The following is a 17,764-nucleotide window of genomic DNA, read 5'->3' on the forward strand; positions in this document are numbered from 1 at the left end:
GAATGGAAAATAACCAGCCGATAATCATCAAGCGCGTCAAGCGCTACGCCGGCGGGCATCACGGGGGCTCCTGGAAAATCGCCTTCGCTGACTTTGCCACGGCGATGATGGCGTTCTTCCTGGTGCTGTGGCTGCTGTCCACCGCCACCCCGGAACAGAAGATTGCCATCGCCGGTTACTTCAAGGACCCGATTGGCTTTTCCGAAAGCGGTACGCCGTACATCATTGATCTGGGTGGCACGCCGACCCTGGCGCCGGAAAACACCCTCAACCCCGAGGTGAAATCCCAGCCGCAGCCGGACAAGGTCACCGTCGATACCGACCAGGTCGAAGGCATGGCCGAACAGGTTGAAAAGGAACGTCTCGAACTGTTGCTGCAAGAACTGCAGAACAAGGTCGAGGAGAACCCGCAGCTGCAGAAATTCAAAGACCAGATCATGTTCGAGATCACTCCGGACGGCCTGCGTATCCAGATCGTGGATGCCGAGAACCGGCCGATGTTCGACTCAGGCTCGGCCCGTCTGAAACCGTATTTCGAAGACATCCTGCTGGCCATGGCCGACACCATCAAGGCGGTGCCGAACAAGATCAGCATCAGCGGTCACACCGATGCCAAGCCATACACCGGGACCGGTGATTTCGGTAACTGGGAGCTCTCGGCCAACCGTGCCAACGCCGCAAGGCGTGCGCTGGTGGCGGGCAGTTATCCGGATGCGCAGGTGGCGCGCGTGGTCGGTTATGCCTCGTCAGCACTGTTCGATCGCGAGCACCCGTTCAACCCGGTGAACCGTCGTATCGACATCGTGGTGCTGACCAAGAAGGCCCAGCGTGCGATCGAAGGTTCGCAAGGCGCGGAGCCGGCTCCAGATGCCTCCCAAGGCGCTCCCGGCGCAGCGCCTGCCGCGCCGGCTGACCCGAACGCGTTGCCGGCGGACAAGGAGCCGCTACCGGCCCACGAACTTCGTGAGCGGCTGAATCTGTTTGACGATCCGGCGCCCAAACCGGGTGACGCGCCCAAACAGTGACCCATGAAAAAGCCGCGATGATCGCGGCTTTTTCATGTCTGCGGGAAGCGGCTCAGTAGCCATTTTCCGGCAAGCTGGCGATGATCGAGCGGTAGCTGTTCATCCGTTGCTGCTGCACGCGGCCGTCTTCAAGGGCCTTGAGCAGGGCGCAACCGGGTTCGCGGTCATGCTTGCAGTCACGGAAACGGCAGGTGCCGAGCAGGTCGTTGAATTCGATGAAGCCGGCTTCGACGTCGGCACGGCTGACGTGGCCCAGCCCGAATTCGCGGATACCCGGGGAGTCGATCAACTCACCGCCGCCGGGGAAGTGGAACAACCGCGCGGTGGTGGTGGTGTGAGTGCCCTGGCCGGACAGCTCGGACAATGGGCCGACGCGGGTTTCGACATCCGGCAGCAGGCTGTTGACCAACGACGACTTGCCGACACCGGACTGGCCGACGAACACGCTGATGCGCCCGTCCAGTTGTGCCTGCAGTTGCTCCATGCCATTGCCGTGGTGCGCCGACACTTCCAGCACCGGATAGCCGAGGGTGCGGTACACCGCGAGCAAGGCGTTGAGTGCCGGGGCGTTGTGGTCGTCGATCAGGTCGAACTTGTTCAGCAGCAACAGCGGCTTGATGCCCGCATGCTCGGCCGCCACCAGATAGCGGTCGATCAGGTTGGCGTGGGGCTCGGGTAGCGGTGCAAACACGATGACGATCATGTCGACGTTGGCCGCCACCGGCTTGAGCTGGCCACGGCTGTCCGGGCGGCACAGTTCGGTGTTGCGTGGCAGTTGCGCCACGATCACGCCGATGCCCTGGTTGCCGGCACGCCACACTACCTGGTCGCCGGTCACCAGCGCCGGCAGGTTGGCGCGCAGGTAGCAACGGAACACCTGGCCGGCCAGTTCGCCGTCGCGGGCCTCGACCTCGACCTGCACACCGAAGTGCGCGATCACCAGACCGTGCTGTTCCGGGCCCAGATCGCCGCCCTCAAGTGCCTCGACAGCCGAGGACTCGCGTTTGGCGGCGCGGGCAGCGCGTTCGCCCTGAATCTTTTCGATGCGCCAGTTTTGGCGGCGATTGAGTTGGCGTTTGGCCATGGGTGTTCCGTATCAAGAATGCAACGATTAGGTAAAACGGCCGCGAGTTTAGCACGCCCGGCCACCGGCCTAGGCTAAACTGCGCAGCATTGCCTAGGAGCCGACACATGCAAAACCCGCAGAACCTGATCTGGATCGACCTGGAAATGACCGGTCTGAACCCTGATACCGATGTCATTATCGAAATGGCCACCATCGTCACCGACAGCGATCTGAACACCCTGGCCGAAGGCCCGGTGATCGCCATTCACCACAGCGACGAAATCCTCGCCGGCATGGACGAGTGGAACACCCGTCAGCACGGCGGTTCCGGGCTGACCCAGCGGGTTCGCGACAGCCGCATCAGCATGGCCGAAGCCGAGGCCGAAACCCTCGCATTCCTGGAGAAGTGGGTGCCGAAGGGCAAGTCGCCGATCTGTGGCAACAGCATCTGCCAGGATCGTCGCTTCCTTTATACCCACATGAAATCCCTGGAAAGCTATTTCCACTACCGCAACCTCGATGTGTCCACGCTCAAAGAGCTGGCTGCGCGCTGGGCGCCGGACGTGCGTGACAGCTTCAAGAAGGGCAGCACCCACCTGGCGCTGGATGACATCCGCGAATCCATCGCCGAATTGCAGCACTACCGCAAGCATTTCATCAAAGCCTGATTCACAGGGAGCTGTTCCGGCCCCATCGCGAGCAGGTTCGTTCCCACATTGGGCTGGGTTTGCCTTGTGGGAGCGAGCCTGCTCGCGATGGCGTCCGTACAGTCACTATCGATGGCTGGGCTGATTCTGTGGTGCCCTCTTTTGGTGCTTGGGTGAACTGAGTAGACTGCGCGCCTTTCTGCAAGGACCGCCACCATGCTGCTGATGCTCTACCTGATCGCCATCACCGCCGAAGCCATGACCGGTGCCCTGTCTGCCGGGCGTCGTGGCATGGACTGGTTCGGTGTGGTGCTGATCGCTTGTGTCACGGCGCTGGGTGGCGGGTCGGTGCGCGATGTGCTGCTCGGGCATTACCCGCTGACGTGGGTCAAACACCCGGAATACCTGGTGCTGACCACGGCTGCCGCGATGATCACCGTGTTCACGGCGCGCTGGATGCGCCACCTGCGCTCGCTGTTTCTGGTGCTCGATGCCGTAGGTCTGGTGGCATTCACCCTGATCGGCTGCATGACCGCCCTGGAAATGGGCCACGGCATGCTGGTGGCTTCGGTCAGTGGCGTGATCACCGGCGTCTTCGGTGGCATCCTGCGGGATATCTTCTGCAACGATATTCCGCTGATCTTCCGGCGTGAGCTCTATGCCAGCGTCTCGTTCGCGGCGGCGTGGTGCTACATGCTCTGCATCTATCTGCAATTACCCAATGAGCAATCGATTCTGATCACCCTGTTCGGTGGTTTTCTGCTGCGCTTGCTGGCAATCCGTTTTCACTGGGAAATGCCCAAGTTCATCTATAACGACGAGGCCTGAGTCGCGATCCCGTAGAGCCGGCGATCTTTTTCTTCCAGACGTTGAAGATCAACAGCAAGATCAAAAGATCGCAGCCGGCAGCAGCTCAGCAATCTCTTTTCATCCGGCATGAAAACCACGCACCACAAATTTTGTGACAACCCACTGGACGATAAAACCAAGCGGCGTATTACCGAATATATCCCTATTGCAGAGTCGGATTGAAAGGTTTTGGTTTGGTTTGATGGCAAAGTGATAGATATCGTCGAAAGTGAGCGCGTGCTGGAGGCAAAGACAGAGTTGGATCGGCGCAGGGCAGGGGGCGGTGTCGAGTGTCAGGCAGTGCTTAAGGTGATAGAGAGCGCTTTGACCTGAATGACGCTGTAAAAGACAAACCCACAAATTTGGCGGAGTGATCAGGTGGTATTTTTTGCTCTCTGGTTTTGGTTTTGTTCAGTGTTAGTCTGTTTTTTTAAATTTTAAATATAAATTTAAAATGAGCGGCGACATTTATAGTGTGCCCGCGTGACCTGTTTTTTTTGGTGTTGTAGATGACATGGGTGGTAATACATAAAGTGTTTGCTTGTTATAATTTATCAAAAATACAAAGTGGGTAGTGATCAGAGTTTTTTTTGATGCTGTTGATCAGCGTGCTTGATGGGTAGGGAAAAATTTCAGACCGTGTTATTACTTATTCCAGCGGCTCAGCATGAACTAAAAAGTTCAAGGTGGAGCCAGGTGCAGTCAAGGTGCTGCGAATAACGTAATCACAAGGAGTGAATAATGAATGATTTGATAGATCCGTCCGAGAAGCAAGCCGATGATTTGGGTGCGATTGCAAGCGGTGTGCGCGACAATCAAGAGATTACAAAGGTCCAAGTGGTGTTCGATGGGTCTGAATTTAGTAATGAAAAAAGATTGTATGCCAATGGACGCATGCAGGTACGCGTAACCGTGTTGATAACGGGCAATTTTGGAGGCCCTCCGGAGTCGGATAAATGGCCTAGGGTTCACCTGATTCATTATCAAGGCGGGCAGCGACTGACAAACGGGTGGGTGTCAGCCTTTGATGAAAATCAATATGCCCATAGCATTGAGTCTCCATATTCGGCTTATTCAAGAGGGTCGGCACCTCATGAGGAGGTCAATGGTGAAATGCAAGGAGAGGTGGGCATTTCCAGTCTCAATTCAAGGACGCTGCGTTATGATTTTTGGGTTTCGTCCTCCCGAGTGGAGTTTATGAAGATCGCGGCAGAGATAAGGATGATGGGTGGTTCTGGCTCAGTGATCTACACTAATAAACCCAATGTACCTGGCCAGTTGGATGAAAGTGTGACGCTCAATGCGATTACACCGGCAACCTATGCCACAAGTCAATTTACCTTCGAAAGCCAGAGAGTAGGGGGGGAGCATAACGGTGATCGGATTTATCGCTATTATCTGGGCGCTTTTCCCGGCGGCAGGCAGCTAAAATTGCTGAATTGGCACAGTAGCCAATATGGCCAGGACTCCCTCTATCCCCTTGAGTTTTTTAGTTCGGGTGAGGTGAAGAACGATTCAAGTACCAAATATTTCATGGGTATTATTGTTCCTGTTCGAGCCGCGAGGGTAGATGTTAATCTTCCAGGAGGCATCGCAAGCAGGTATCGCATTGGCGTAAATCAACGTGAGGGCGAACTCACAATTGTCCAGGCGTTATCCTCTAAATATTTCGATAATTACCGGGTCAGGAAGGAGCCCTTCTTTTTTACCGCTATAGATATGTATGGTACTGAGCATCGACTGTCGATTCGTACGGATATGACAAGCAGGCAGTTTATTCTGGAACGAGGCTGATACCTCTTTGGATTGTCCCGCGCTCTTGGTGGGCGTGGGCTTCTGTCCATCTATAAACCAATGTTTGGTGATTCGTGTTTTCGGAGGTCATCGATGAGCGTCCAGAGTGCAAGCGCTATTTATTCCAATGCGTTCAATTTTAATGATTTTATGGCGGGTGGTGTGGACCCCCGTACGGGGCTGTATACGTGCTCGTTGTCACTTGGTGAGATCCGGTCTGAGGCGTTGAATGGTCCTTCTTTCCCCATCAGACTTCAATTCAATCCATTGAATAGAGTGGATTCGGGTTTTGGAGTGGGCTGGTCATTGTCATTGAGTCGCTATGATTTTCCCAGCAGAACACTATCGTTCGCAAGTGGGGAAAACTATAAGGCGAGGACAAGTCCTGGAGAATTAGTGTTCGAAGAGGAGCGGCTGCAAGTGTTTAATATCTCGAATATGACTTCGAGGGGTTTTGATGTTGTCAGCAAGAATGGTCAGCGCGAGGTGCTTGAGGTTGTCAATAATACCCAAGTGGCAGCGCCGAAAAGGATCATGGCGGCGAACGGTTCCTATCTGTCTTTGCGTCATCTGCCGATCAACGGGCAAGCCATGCTGGTTGAAGTCAAGGACAGCAACGGGCGCGCGCTACTTAAGGTTGACAGGGTTGGCGGGAAAGTAATTTTTACGCACTACCCCGGTACGGAATGTGAGGCGATATTTACGCTCACGCTGACCAATAACGAATACCTAAGTACCATCACTTTGCCCACGGGTGGGGCCTGGGGGTTAGGTTATGTAAAAATTCGCAATGTTCGCTATTTAAGCAAGGTTGTTTCTCCCCAGGGAGCTGTCGAGACTATTCGATACAAAGAACATGGGCATCGTTTTCCCCCGTTGGCTCCCATGGACTATTCGCCCTTTGTAGATGTGCATGTCGTGAGCCCCGGATATGGTCAGCCCGACATAGAAAAAAACTATGCGTATTCGACAAAAAATTATCTCGGGTATGAGGGGGTTTCCGGTTGGAATAACGAGGGCGACAACCTCTATCGGGTGCAGGACAATTACCAGTACAGCTCAACCGAGTATTTGTATCTCAATGGGCGTATTCACAGTACGGTAGTGTGTACATACAACAAATTTCATCTGCTGCTGTCGCGGGTGAGCACATGCGGTCAAAAAGTCATCTCGGAGCTGACGGAATACCCACTGATACCTGACAAGGGTATCCAGGACCAGCCCGCGCAATTTCGTTTACCCAAAACCCAGACGATACGTTACGAAGACAAGCTGACGAGGAGTAGGCGCGAAGAAGTGACAGAGACCGACTTCGACGTTTCTGGCAATCTGCTCAAGCAAGTCGAACCGAGTGGTGTCACCACTGTTTCCGAATACTACCCGGCTCGTGGCGCAGATGGTTGTCCAGCCGATCCGCTGGGCTTTGTACGGTTTGTCAAGCAAACGACCATGACCCCGGCCGCGGGTTTTGCCGCCGCGGCGCCGACCATCCATTGTTATCGCTATGGGCTGCAGGCCGGAGTGAACGGCGCGACAGTGGCCAATATCGTGCCCATTCGCGAGCAACTGTATGAGGGCACAATCAGTACCGCGAACCTGCGCTCGCAGCGGGACATGACGTATTTCATCGAACCGGCCACCGGCTTCAGGCATGGTCAGTTGAAGCTGGATACCATCACCCGCAATGGCAAGGCGACTCAAACCGAATACCACTATAGCCTGGCGGGTACGACGTTGAGTGTGGAGCAAACGCTGATCGGGTTCGATGGCACTCGCGCAACCATGAAGCAGACCCGCTCTGCACTCAACGGTTTGAAGTTGTCCATGGAGGATGATGACCAGCCACCGGTGGTGTTCAAATACGACGCGATCGGCCGGCTGCTCAGTGAGTCGGTAGCGGCCGGCACAGTCAACGCGGCAGTCCGCACTTACGACTATGCATTGCCAGGCGACAAGGTGCTGCAAGCGACCCTGACCACCACTGATGTCATGGGCCAGAAGCAGCGTGTCAGCTATGACGGGCTGGGGCGTACGATCAGCATCGAGGAGCAGGACTCTGCCCGTCAGGCCAACGGTCCTTTGCGCCAGGTGTATGCCGCCAAGCATGATGCCCTCGGCCGGGTTGCTGAAGAAACCCGCACCGATTGGCTGCTGGACAAGGCCACGGCGCTGAAAACCACCTTCATTTACGACGATTGGGGGCAGGTGAAGACAGCGCTGCATCAGGACGGGCGCAAAGAGCATTCAGACATCGACCCTGTCGCGCTGCGTGAGACGAGATGGCTGGAAGGCGCAGGAAAAACGGTAACGGTGCATAACCTTTTCGGCAAACCGGACAGTGTCGAGAGGTTTGACCTCAAGAACGTCAGTATGGGTAAGACCACTCAGGCTTATGATGGTCTCGGCCGTTGCGTCAGAGAAACCGACCCGGTGGGCAACCTGACTCGATATGAGTACGACGTGTTTGACCGACTGTGTCGCAGCACCTTGCCCGACGGCAACAACATCGACACGACATACTCCAGTCATAGCGACGAGTCATTACCGAGCGAGGTCAAGGTCGCTGGACGCAGCCTGGGCCAGCAGACATATGACGGGTTGGGGCGCTTGACCGAAAGCAAAGTCGGCGGTCGGGTCACCACCTTCCAGTTCGATGGAGGCATGAGTCAGCCCGCCGTACAGCTGACACCTGGCAAGGACCGGATCATGTTCGGCTACGAGCGTAGCCTCGGTAATCAGATAGTGAGCCGCAACGCTATCGGGCTGGCGGCCCGATACACCTATGATCCCAAGCTGGGGCTGTTGAAAAGCTGCAACGAGGGCACAAAAGAGAGCACCTTTGAATACTACCCTTCGGGGCGGCTGAAAAGCGAAGAGCGAAACCCGGGAGGGGTCAAGCGCACGTCAAGCTATACCTACTCACTGGCAGGGCGCCCGGACACCTACACCGATATTCTGGGGGATATCCATGAGACGGTTTACGACCACTACGGTCGCCCGACTACCTTCAAGCAGAAGGCTCTTACAGCGAGCTTCGCCTACAACCCCCTGGGTCAACTGGCCACGGTCACCGCCCGGGAGCCCGCCAGCAAACGCACACTGACCACCCATCTGACCTATGACGACCTGGGTCGCGAGGTGTCCCGGGCTTTCGCGGTGAGTGGCGGTAGTACGCAAATCCTGACGTCGAGCTACACCAAGGCCAGTAAACTTGCGACACGAGTCTTGAAGCAGGGAGTGACCACCCTGCGTGGCGAAACCTTTACCTATGATGCGCGCGGCCGCCTGATCGACTACCAATGCACAGGCACGCAGCGGCCACGGGATCCCTACGGTAAGGAAATCATCCAGCAGCTGTATCAGTTCGATGCACTGGACAATATTGTCAGCCTGGAAACCCGGTTTCCCGGCGGCAGTAACATCGCAACCTATACCTACAGTTCTTCCGATGCGACGCAATTGATCGGTATCAGGCATACCCATAAGGATTACCCCGCCCCCGTGACCCTTGGTTACGATGCCAACGGTCAACTCATCAAGGACGAACAGGGTCGAGCGTTGAGCTACGACCCCTTGGGGCGTCTGACCCAGGTTGCCCTCGGCGTGGGTACCGTGGTGCGAGGTTATCACTACGATGCACGGGACCGACTGGTCGAACTGTCGCAGCCCGGCAGTGCGACGACCGAGCGTTACTACCGTGGCGCACGAGTGGCCAATGAGTTACGGGGTAGCGACAAGACGACCTGCCTGCGTCAAGACGGGCTGTTGCTCGGCGAGCAACAGCAGGGCCAGCAGGGTGCGACTCGATTGTTCGGCACCGATCAGCAACAAAGCGTGCTGAGGGAGTTCAGCGCCAGCCCACCGAAAGACATTGCCTACAGCCCTTACGGCCATCGTCCGGCAGAAGGCGGGTTGTTCAGCCTGTCGGGTTTTAATGGCGAGCAGCTTGACCCGCTTACCGGCTTGTATTTGTTGGGCAATGGTTACCGGGCCTACAGTCCGGCATTGATGCGTTTCCACTGTCCGGACAGTATGAGCCCGTTCGGTGCGGGCGGACTCAACCCTTACGCCTATTGCCTGGGCGATCCGATCAACCGAGTAGACCCCACCGGACATTTTTCCTGGCAGTCGATACTGGGGATTGTTGCCGCGGTTGTCGGTGTCGCGCTCAGTGTCGTGACCCTGGGCGCGGCGACACCGCTCGCAATCGCGGGGGTCGCGTTTGGTGTGGCCTCCGGGGTAACGGGAATTGCCGGCATTATCGCCCAGGAACTGGCCCCGGATTCTCAGGCGGGGGCGATTCTGGGGTGGGTGAGTCTGGGGCTTGGGGTGGCGTCGCTGGGGGCGGGGTTAAGTGCCTTTGCGGCGCGTAAATTATCCTCGGCCATTACCAGTTCAGGCAAGCTGGTTAAGGAAAATGGCAAGATCGGCTTTCTTGCTGGAGGGAAAAACCAGGGTGGGGCATTTGGTGGCAAAGCGGGAGGAAAAGGAGCAAAGGCAGCAGCAAAAGGAGCCAAAGGCGCAGATGCACCTCCTAAACCTACTAAGTGGACGCTGGTGGAGGAGGTTGGTAGTAACGACTTCATTCCAGAAGGCAAGCCTGGGAATGTAGCGCGAAGCAAATACGCCGAGTTTAAAAGTGCGGTTGAAAGCGGTGATAGTCCGAGGAATGCTGCAGGTGCAGGCGGTTCAAAAGGTGGCGCCGGGTACGACCCTTATCCGAACTATAAGTCCGCAAACGCCTATCGCCTTGAAGGCAAGCCTGACCTGGTAGGGCGTCACACCCATTTTCGAATAGGAGGCGCGGATCGCGTATTTTTGATGGAGTTTGCGGACGAATTGACCGTGGTGGTCAAGCAAGTCGGGAGGCACGATCCTGTTTGGTAGTGACTGGCTAACCGACTCGCCCGGCATGCTGCCTGAGCGCCCACTCCACATGCTCGCGCACCAGCTCTGACGGGTGCTCCTGTCGCGCCTTCAAGGCTTCCAGTACCGGAATCGTTGAAGGCGCATTTCCCAGCCCCACCGCCAGGTTGCGCAGCCAGCGCTCATACCCTGCCCGCCGCAACGGCGAGCCTTCGGTGCTGCTCAGGAATGTGTCTTCATCCCACATGAACAGCTCGGCCAGTTCGGCGTTATCCAGGTTGTGTCGGGGTTTGAAGTCGCTTTCCCCGGACGGGCGGGCGAAGCGGTTCCACGGGCAGACAATCTGGCAATCGTCGCAACCGAACACCCGATTGCCGATCAGCGGCCGCAGGTCTTCAGGGATCGCGCCCTTGAGTTCGATGGTCAGGTAGGAAATGCAGCGTCGGGCGTCCAGCAAATAGGGGCCGACGAAAGCGTTGGTCGGACAGATGTCGAGGCAGGCGCTGCACCGTCCGCAGTGTTCGGTGGCGTGAGGCGGGTCTACCGGCAGCGGCAAATCAACGAACAGTTCGGCGAGGAAGAAATAACTGCCGGCCTTGCGATTCAAGACCAGAGTGTTTTTGCCGATCCAGCCCAGCCCAGCCTGTTCGGCGATGGCTTTTTCCAGCACCGGGGCACTATCGACGAAAGCGCGATAGCCGAAAGGCCCTATGACCGCCTGAATCTTTTCCGCCAGTTGTTGCACGCGTTTACGGATCAATTTGTGGTAATCGCGACCCAGGGCATAACGCGAGACGTAGGCTTTTTCCGGCTGGGCGAGCATTTTCGCCATGTGGGTGTCGCCCGCCAGATAGTCCATGCGCAGCGAAACCACCCGCAAAGTGCCGGGCACCAGTTCTTCCGGGTGCGAGCGTTTGCTGCCGTGGGCGCCCATGTAGTCCATTTCTCCGTGATAGCCGGCGGCGAGCCAGCGCTCCAGGTGTTGCTCATGCTCGCCCAGGTCGAGGCCGCTGATGCCGATTTGCTGAAAGCCCAGCTCGCGACCCCAGTCCTTGATGGATTGGGCGAGGGCAGGCAGATCTGTGGTGATGGCGGACATGAGGCGAGAGAAACCGGAGCTGAGGTGCGTATAATTCTGCCAGACATCGGAGCCTGAAGACGCATGCCGCACATTAAAGATGAATTACCCGACGCGCTGTATGGTGCCGCACAGGTGCGTGCGCTCGACGCACGGCTGATTGCCGCGGGTACGCCTGGCTTCGAATTGATGCAACGCGCAGCGCGCGCAACGTGGCGGGCGCTGGTACGGCAATGGCCGTCGGTGAATGAATTGACCGTGCTCACCGGGCATGGCAACAACGCTGGCGACGGTTATCTGGTGGCTGTGCTGGCACGGCGTGCCGGGTGGCAGGTGCGCGTGTTGGCGGTCGGTGATCCGCAGCGCTTGCAGGGCGATGCAGCGCTGGCCTATGCCGAAGCGCTGGCTGAAGGCGTCGCGGTACAGGGCTGGAGTGGCCAGAGCGAGTTGCGTGGTGTTGTCCTCGATGCCTTGCTCGGCACCGGCCTGAGCGGCGAAGTGCGCGAGCCTTACTCTGCTGCCATTAAGGCGATCAATGCCAGTGGCCTGTCGGTGACGGCGGTCGATATTCCTTCCGGACTGTGTGCCGACACCGGGCGAAAATTGGGTGTCGCGGTGCGCGCCGATCTCACGGTGACTTTCATCGGGCTGAAAGCGGGTTTGTTCACGGGCGACGCAGCGGATCACGTCGGCGAGTTGGTGTTCAACGATCTGCAAGCCACGGCTGAAACATACAGTGATGTTCCTATTCGCGCCCGACGTCTCAACGCAGCTAATCTTCCGCGCCCGGCGGCTCGCCCACCGACGTCTCACAAGGGGCGTTTCGGGCATGTGCTGTTGATCGGCGGCGATCATGGCCTTGGTGGAGCGATCCTGCTCAGCACCGAAAGCGCATTGCGCAGCGGCGCTGGAATGGTTTCTCTGGCAACCCGTCCCGAGCATGTGCCAGCAGCGTTGAGCCGGGTGCCGGAAGTCATGGCACTTGGCACTTCGTCGGCCAATCAGTTGATGGGGCTGCTGGAGAAAGTCTCGGTGCTGGTGGTCGGTCCGGGCCTCGGGCAAGCGGGTTGGGGGCGTTCATTGTTGTCGGCCGCCGCTAACGCGCCATTGCCGCAAGTGTGGGATGCCGACGCATTGAACCTGCTGGCAGGTGGTTTCGCCCGTTTGCCCAAGGATTGCGTGATCACTCCGCATCCGGGCGAAGCGGCGCGCTTGCTGGGGGTCAGCACTGCCGAAGTGCAGGCCGATCGCCTGGCCGCAGCGCTGGCGTTGAGCAAGAAATACTCAGCAGTGGTGGTGCTGAAAGGTGCCGGTAGCCTGATCGCCCATCCCGACGGACGTCTGGCGCTGTGTCATCAGGGGCATCCGGCGATGGCCACTGGCGGTTTGGGCGATGTACTGGCCGGTTTGCTCGGTGCATTGCTGGCCCAGGGCATGGAGCCATACGACGCGGCCTGCCTGGCGGTCTGGCTACACGCCAATGCCGGTGAACAACAAGGTAAATTCGGCCGTGGGCTGGCGGCCAGTGATCTGATTCCAGCCATTCGTCAGTTGTTGGAGGAGCAAGTACCGTGTCTGAAGTAACCCTGTACCTGGCCGATGAGCAGGCCATGAGCGACTTTGGCGCACGCATTGCCCGAATCACCCAAGGCCATGGCCTGATCTTCCTCGAGGGCAACCTGGGGATGGGCAAAACCACGTTGTCCCGAGGCATCATCCGCGGTCTGGGGCATACCGGGGCAGTAAAAAGCCCGACCTTCACCCTGGTCGAACCCTACGAAATCGGCGACATTCGCGCTTTCCATTTCGATTTGTACCGTCTGGTCGATCCGGAAGAACTGGAGTACCTCGGTATCCGTGACTATTTCGAAGACGATGCCCTGTGTCTGATCGAGTGGCCCGACAAAGGTGCAGGCTTTTTGCCAAAGCCGGACCTGACCATTACCATTAGCCCGCAAGACAGCGGGCGTTCGCTGAAAATTTTATCCCAGGGCTCGCGTGGCGAGGCCTGGTGTGCCGCTTTGGCATTGGAATCCAAATAGATGATGGGGTTAGGTATGCGCTTTCGCGCGTTGGTGGCTGCCGTAGGGGTGTTGTTTTTGGCGGTAACCGTCGACGCTGTGGCCGATTCGAAGGTCAACAGTGTTCGTCTGTGGCGGGCACCGGACAACACACGACTGGTGTTTGACCTGACCGGCCCGGTGCAACACAGCGTCTTTACCCTGACAGCACCGGATCGCCTGGTCATCGACATCAATGGCGCGACCCTCGGTGCGCCACTCAACGTCAACACCTCGAACACCCCGATTACTGCCATGCGCTCGGCTCAACGCACGCCGACCGACCTGCGGGTGGTCATCGACCTGAAAAAGGCCGTGACACCGAAAAGCTTCTCCCTGGCGCCGAACGCCCAGTACGGCAACCGGTTGGTGGTCGATCTGTTCGATAACGCCGCAGATGCCGCACCTCCTCCAGCACCAACGCCATCGGTCTCCACGGTGCCCGCCGTGCCGGTCACGCCTGCGGAACCTGCAATCAAGCTGCCGCCGGCCCCGGCCGGCAAGCGCGACATCATTGTGGTGATCGACGCCGGACACGGTGGCGAAGACCCGGGTGCATCGGGTTCTCGCGGCCAACGCGAAAAAGACGTGGTGTTGCAGATCGCCCGCGAATTGCAACGCCAGATCAACGGCATGAAAGGTTTCCGCGCCGAACTTACTCGTACCGGCGATTATTTCATTCCGTTGCGCGGCCGTACCGAAATTGCCCGCAAGAAAGGCGCGGACCTGTTCGTCTCGATCCACGCCGATGCCGCGCCTTCTGCCGCCGCTTTCGGTGCCTCGGTATTTGCCTTGTCTGATCGCGGTGCCACTTCGGAGACGGCCCGCTGGCTGGCCGACAGCGAAAACCGTTCCGACCTGATCGGTGGTGCCGGCAACGTCAGCCTCGATGACAAGGACCGCATGCTCGCTGGCGTGCTGCTTGACCTGTCGATGACGGCATCCCTGACGTCCAGCCTGAACGTTGGCCAGAAGGTGCTGAGCAACATTGGCCGGGTGACGCCTCTGCACAAACAGCGGGTCGAACAGGCCGGGTTCATGGTGCTGAAGTCGCCGGATATTCCGTCGATCCTGGTGGAAACCGGATTTATCTCCAACGCCAACGAAGCCTCGAAACTTGCCGCGTCGAATCACCAGCAGGCGCTGGCACGTTCGATCAGCAGCGGCGTGCGCCAGTTCTTCCAGCAGAACCCGCCACCGGGCACCTACATTGCCTGGCTGCGCGACTCCGGCAAGATCGTACAAGGCCCACGTGACCACCGTGTCAACCCGGGCGAGACCCTGGCGATGATCGCCGTGCGCTATCAGGTGTCACCCGCGACCCTGCGCAGCGCCAACAACCTGTCGAGCGATGAGCTCAAGATCGGTCAGCACCTGACTATTCCGGGCACTGAATTGGCGGCCAAAGAATGAATCAGGTCGTGAGCAGTGGCGCTCGAATCGAGCTGCTCAGCCCGCGACTGGCGAACCAGATAGCGGCGGGTGAGGTGGTCGAACGCCCGGCTTCGGTGATCAAGGAGCTGCTGGAAAACAGCCTCGACTCCGGCGCCAGGCGTATCGATGTCGATGTGGAGCAGGGCGGCGTCAAGCTGCTGCGGGTACGTGACGATGGCAGCGGCATTTCCGCCGATGACCTGCCGCTGGCCCTGGCCCGTCACGCCACCAGCAAGATCCGTAATCTGGAAGACCTCGAACAGGTCATGAGCCTGGGGTTTCGTGGTGAGGCCCTGGCATCGATCAGCTCCGTCGCGCGCCTGACCCTGACCTCCCGTACCCGTGACGCCGATCAGGCGTGGCAGGTCGAGACCGAGGGGCGTGACATGGCGCCCCGCGTGCAGCCAGCGGCCCACCCGGTGGGCACGTCGGTTGAAGTGCGCGACCTGTTCTTCAATACGCCGGCGCGGCGCAAGTTTCTCAAAAGCGAAAAGACCGAATTCGATCACCTGCAGGAAGTGATCAGGCGCCTGGCCCTGGCGCGCTTCGATGTGGCGTTCCATCTGCGCCATAATGGCAAGACCATCCTCAGCCTGCACGAGGCCCATGACGATGCGGCCCGTGCCCGACGCGTTGCGGCGATCTGCGGGCCGGGCTTCCTGGAGCAGGCATTGCCGATCGAAATCGAGCGCAACGGCCTGCGCCTATGGGGCTGGGTCGGATTGCCGACCTTCAACCGCAGCCAGGCCGATTTGCAGTATTTCTTCGTCAATGGCCGTGCCGTACGCGACAAACTGGTGGCCCACGCCGTGCGCCAGGCCTATCGCGACGTGCTGTTCAACGGTCGGCACCCGACCTTTGTACTGTTTTTCGAAGTCGATCCGACTGGCGTCGACGTCAACGTACACCCGACCAAGCATGAAGTGCGCTTCCGTGAAGGACGCATGGTCCACGATTTCCTCTATGGCACCTTGCACCGCGCCTTGGGCGATGTGCGGCCCGACGATCATCTGGCGACGCCGGTTGCCACGGCCATTGTCCGGCCTACCGGCCTTGAAGCCGGTGAATTCGGACCTCAGGGCGAAATGCGCCTGGCCGCCAATGCGCTGCTGGAGCAGCCTCAGGCCCGGCCGTCGTTCAATACGCCGGCGGGTTCGGGTTCTGGCGCGGGTTATCAGTATCAATACACGCCGCGTCCGCAGTCCGGTGTGCCTGTCGCCGAGGCGCAGGCCGCCTATCGCGAGTTTTTTGCGCCGCTGCCCGAGGCCAATGCCATCGCGCTACCGGCCGGGCAAGACGACATCCCGCCGCTGGGTTATGCGCTGGCACAACTCAAGGGCATCTACATTCTTGCGGAAAACGCTCAAGGCCTGGTGCTGGTGGATATGCACGCCGCCCACGAGCGGATCATGTATGAACGTTTGAAGGTGGCGATGGCCAGCGAGGGCCTGAGTGGCCAGCCGTTGCTGGTGCCGGAGTCCCTGGCTGTCAGCCAGCGTGAAGCCGATTGCGCCGAGGAGCACGTCGCCTGGTTCCAGCGCCTTGGCTTTGAATTGCAGCGCCTGGGCCCCGAAACCCTGGCGATCCGGCAGATTCCGGCACTGCTAAAGCAGGCCGAAGCCAACCGGCTGGTCGCCGACGTCCTGGCCGACTTGATGGAGTTCGGCACCAGCGACCGCATTCAGGCACACCTGAACGAATTGCTCGGGACCATGGCTTGCCACGGTGCGGTCCGGGCGAATCGGCGTTTGGCCCTGCCGGAAATGAACGGTCTGCTGCGTGACATGGAAAACACCGAGCGCAGCGGTCAATGCAACCATGGCCGACCGACCTGGACCCAGATGGGCCTGGACGATCTGGACAAACTGTTCTTGCGCGGTCGTTGATGAACCAGTTCCCACCTGCGATTTTCCTGATGGGGCCGACCGCCGCCGGCAAGACCGACCTGGCCATCGAACTCACCAAAGTCCTGCCCTGCGAGTTGATCAGCGTCGACTCGGCGCTGGTCTACCGTGGCATGGACATTGGCACCGCCAAGCCTTCCAAGGAACTGTTGGCGCAATATCCGCATCGTCTGATCGATATTCTCGACCCGGCCGAGAGCTATTCGGCGGCGGATTTCCGTCGTGACGCACTGGAAGCCATGGCCGATATCACCTCGCGTGGAAAAATTCCGTTGCTGGTGGGCGGCACCATGCTCTATTACAAGGCTTTGGTTGAAGGCCTGGCGGATATGCCGGCCGCCGATTCCGACGTTCGTGCGCAAATTGAAGAAGAGGCTGCACGCCTTGGCTGGCAAGCCTTGCACGAACAATTGGCGGTGATTGATCCGGAGTCTGCGGCTCGAATACATCCGAACGATCCCCAGCGGTTGAGTCGAGCACTGGAAGTTTATCGTGTCAGCGGTCAAAGCATGACTGCCCTGCGTTTGCGACAATCTGTGCAAAGTACCGAAGCAGCCGCTTCGGGACAGCAACAATTGCCCTATACTGTTGCGAACTTGGCCATTGCTCCGGCAAATCGCCAGGTACTGCACGAGCGAATTAAACAAAGATTCACTTTAATGTTGGAACAGGGATTCATTGACGAGGTCGTAGCCCTGCGTAAGAGAAGTGACCTGCATACCGGGTTGCCGTCTATACGTGCAGTAGGCTACCGCCAAGTCTGGGACTACCTGGATGGCAAGCTGACGTCAGCCGAGATGCAGGAGCGTGGAATCATTGCCACGCGCCAATTGGCGAAACGCCAGTTCACCTGGCTGCGCAGCTGGACTGATCTGCATTGGCTGGATAGTCTGGATTGCGACAATCTGCCGCGCGCCTTGAAATACCTTGGGGCCATCTCCATATTGAGCTGAGTCCTTGCAATTGCCGTCTATCCTTGGGGGTGTGACGGCCAAAGCCATCTGTTTACCTATTTTTATATTGAATCCTTAAAGGAGTGCG

The 17,764-nt window shown here is 58.5% G+C and carries 12 protein-coding genes; 10 read left to right on the top strand and 2 right to left on the bottom strand.

All coding sequences use genetic code 11. The features are described 5' to 3' along the window. Positions 1-2 precede the first annotated feature (2 nt). Positions 3-1,025: a flagellar motor protein MotB gene (gene motB, locus CAF65_RS17495; RefSeq protein WP_085717406.1), complete on the top strand. Its 1,023-nt coding sequence runs from the start codon at positions 3-5 to the stop codon at positions 1,023-1,025. Positions 1,026-1,077: 52 nt separating this feature from the next. Here motB and rsgA read toward each other — a convergent pair whose 3' ends face one another. Then, complete coding sequence (rsgA, locus tag CAF65_RS17500; protein WP_085717407.1) at positions 1,078-2,109, bottom strand: small ribosomal subunit biogenesis GTPase RsgA; 1,032 nt, start codon at positions 2,107-2,109, stop codon at positions 1,078-1,080. Positions 2,110-2,216: 107 nt separating this feature from the next. Here rsgA and orn point away from each other — a divergent pair, with 107 nt between their 5' ends. The 4 genes from orn (at position 2,217) to CAF65_RS17520 (ending at position 10,268) form a co-directional block, all read left to right on the top strand. Continuing rightward, positions 2,217-2,759: an oligoribonuclease gene (gene orn, locus CAF65_RS17505; RefSeq protein WP_085717408.1), complete on the top strand. Its 543-nt coding sequence runs from the start codon at positions 2,217-2,219 to the stop codon at positions 2,757-2,759. Between the two features lie 195 nt (positions 2,760-2,954). Further along, positions 2,955-3,566, top strand: a complete 612-nt coding sequence (locus CAF65_RS17510; RefSeq protein WP_085717409.1) for a trimeric intracellular cation channel family protein — start codon at positions 2,955-2,957, stop codon at positions 3,564-3,566. Positions 3,567-4,328: 762 nt separating this feature from the next. Then, entirely contained in the window at positions 4,329-5,381 is a 1,053-nt protein-coding gene (locus tag CAF65_RS17515; protein ID WP_085717410.1) for a hypothetical protein, read from the top strand. Between the two features lie 93 nt (positions 5,382-5,474). Further along, positions 5,475-10,268, top strand: a complete 4,794-nt coding sequence (locus CAF65_RS17520) for an RHS repeat domain-containing protein (protein WP_085717411.1) — start codon at positions 5,475-5,477, stop codon at positions 10,266-10,268. A 7-nt stretch (positions 10,269-10,275) separates the two neighbouring features. On the opposite strand, the gene queG is transcribed toward CAF65_RS17520, so the two are convergent. Then, complete coding sequence (gene queG, locus CAF65_RS17525) at positions 10,276-11,346, bottom strand: tRNA epoxyqueuosine(34) reductase QueG (protein ID WP_085717412.1); 1,071 nt, start codon at positions 11,344-11,346, stop codon at positions 10,276-10,278. 63 nt (positions 11,347-11,409) lie between these two features. Here queG and CAF65_RS17530 point away from each other — a divergent pair, with 63 nt between their 5' ends. From CAF65_RS17530 to miaA, 5 genes are read left to right on the top strand one after another with little or no spacing between them, the layout of a single operon-like run. After that, positions 11,410-12,909, top strand: coding sequence for an NAD(P)H-hydrate dehydratase (locus CAF65_RS17530; RefSeq protein WP_085717413.1), 1,500 nt, complete (start codon positions 11,410-11,412; stop codon positions 12,907-12,909). Continuing rightward, on the top strand, positions 12,897-13,367 hold the full coding sequence (tsaE, locus tag CAF65_RS17535) for a tRNA (adenosine(37)-N6)-threonylcarbamoyltransferase complex ATPase subunit type 1 TsaE (RefSeq protein ID WP_085717414.1): 471 nt from the start codon (positions 12,897-12,899) through the stop codon (positions 13,365-13,367). Before CAF65_RS17530 ends, tsaE begins: the two co-directional genes overlap by 13 nt. Beyond that, positions 13,368-14,798, top strand: coding sequence for an N-acetylmuramoyl-L-alanine amidase (locus CAF65_RS17540; protein WP_085717415.1), 1,431 nt, complete (start codon positions 13,368-13,370; stop codon positions 14,796-14,798). 8 nt (positions 14,799-14,806) lie between these two features. Continuing rightward, positions 14,807-16,705 (top strand): DNA mismatch repair endonuclease MutL, encoded by a 1,899-nt coding sequence (mutL, locus tag CAF65_RS17545; RefSeq protein ID WP_178076714.1) that lies wholly within the window; start codon positions 14,807-14,809, stop codon positions 16,703-16,705. After that, positions 16,705-17,676: a tRNA (adenosine(37)-N6)-dimethylallyltransferase MiaA gene (gene miaA / locus CAF65_RS17550; protein ID WP_085717417.1), complete on the top strand. Its 972-nt coding sequence runs from the start codon at positions 16,705-16,707 to the stop codon at positions 17,674-17,676. Before mutL ends, miaA begins: the two co-directional genes overlap by 1 nt. Positions 17,677-17,764 lie beyond the last annotated feature (88 nt).

Source organism: Pseudomonas sp. B28(2017) (assembly GCF_002113025.1).
GTDB lineage: Bacteria > Pseudomonadota > Gammaproteobacteria > Pseudomonadales > Pseudomonadaceae > Aquipseudomonas.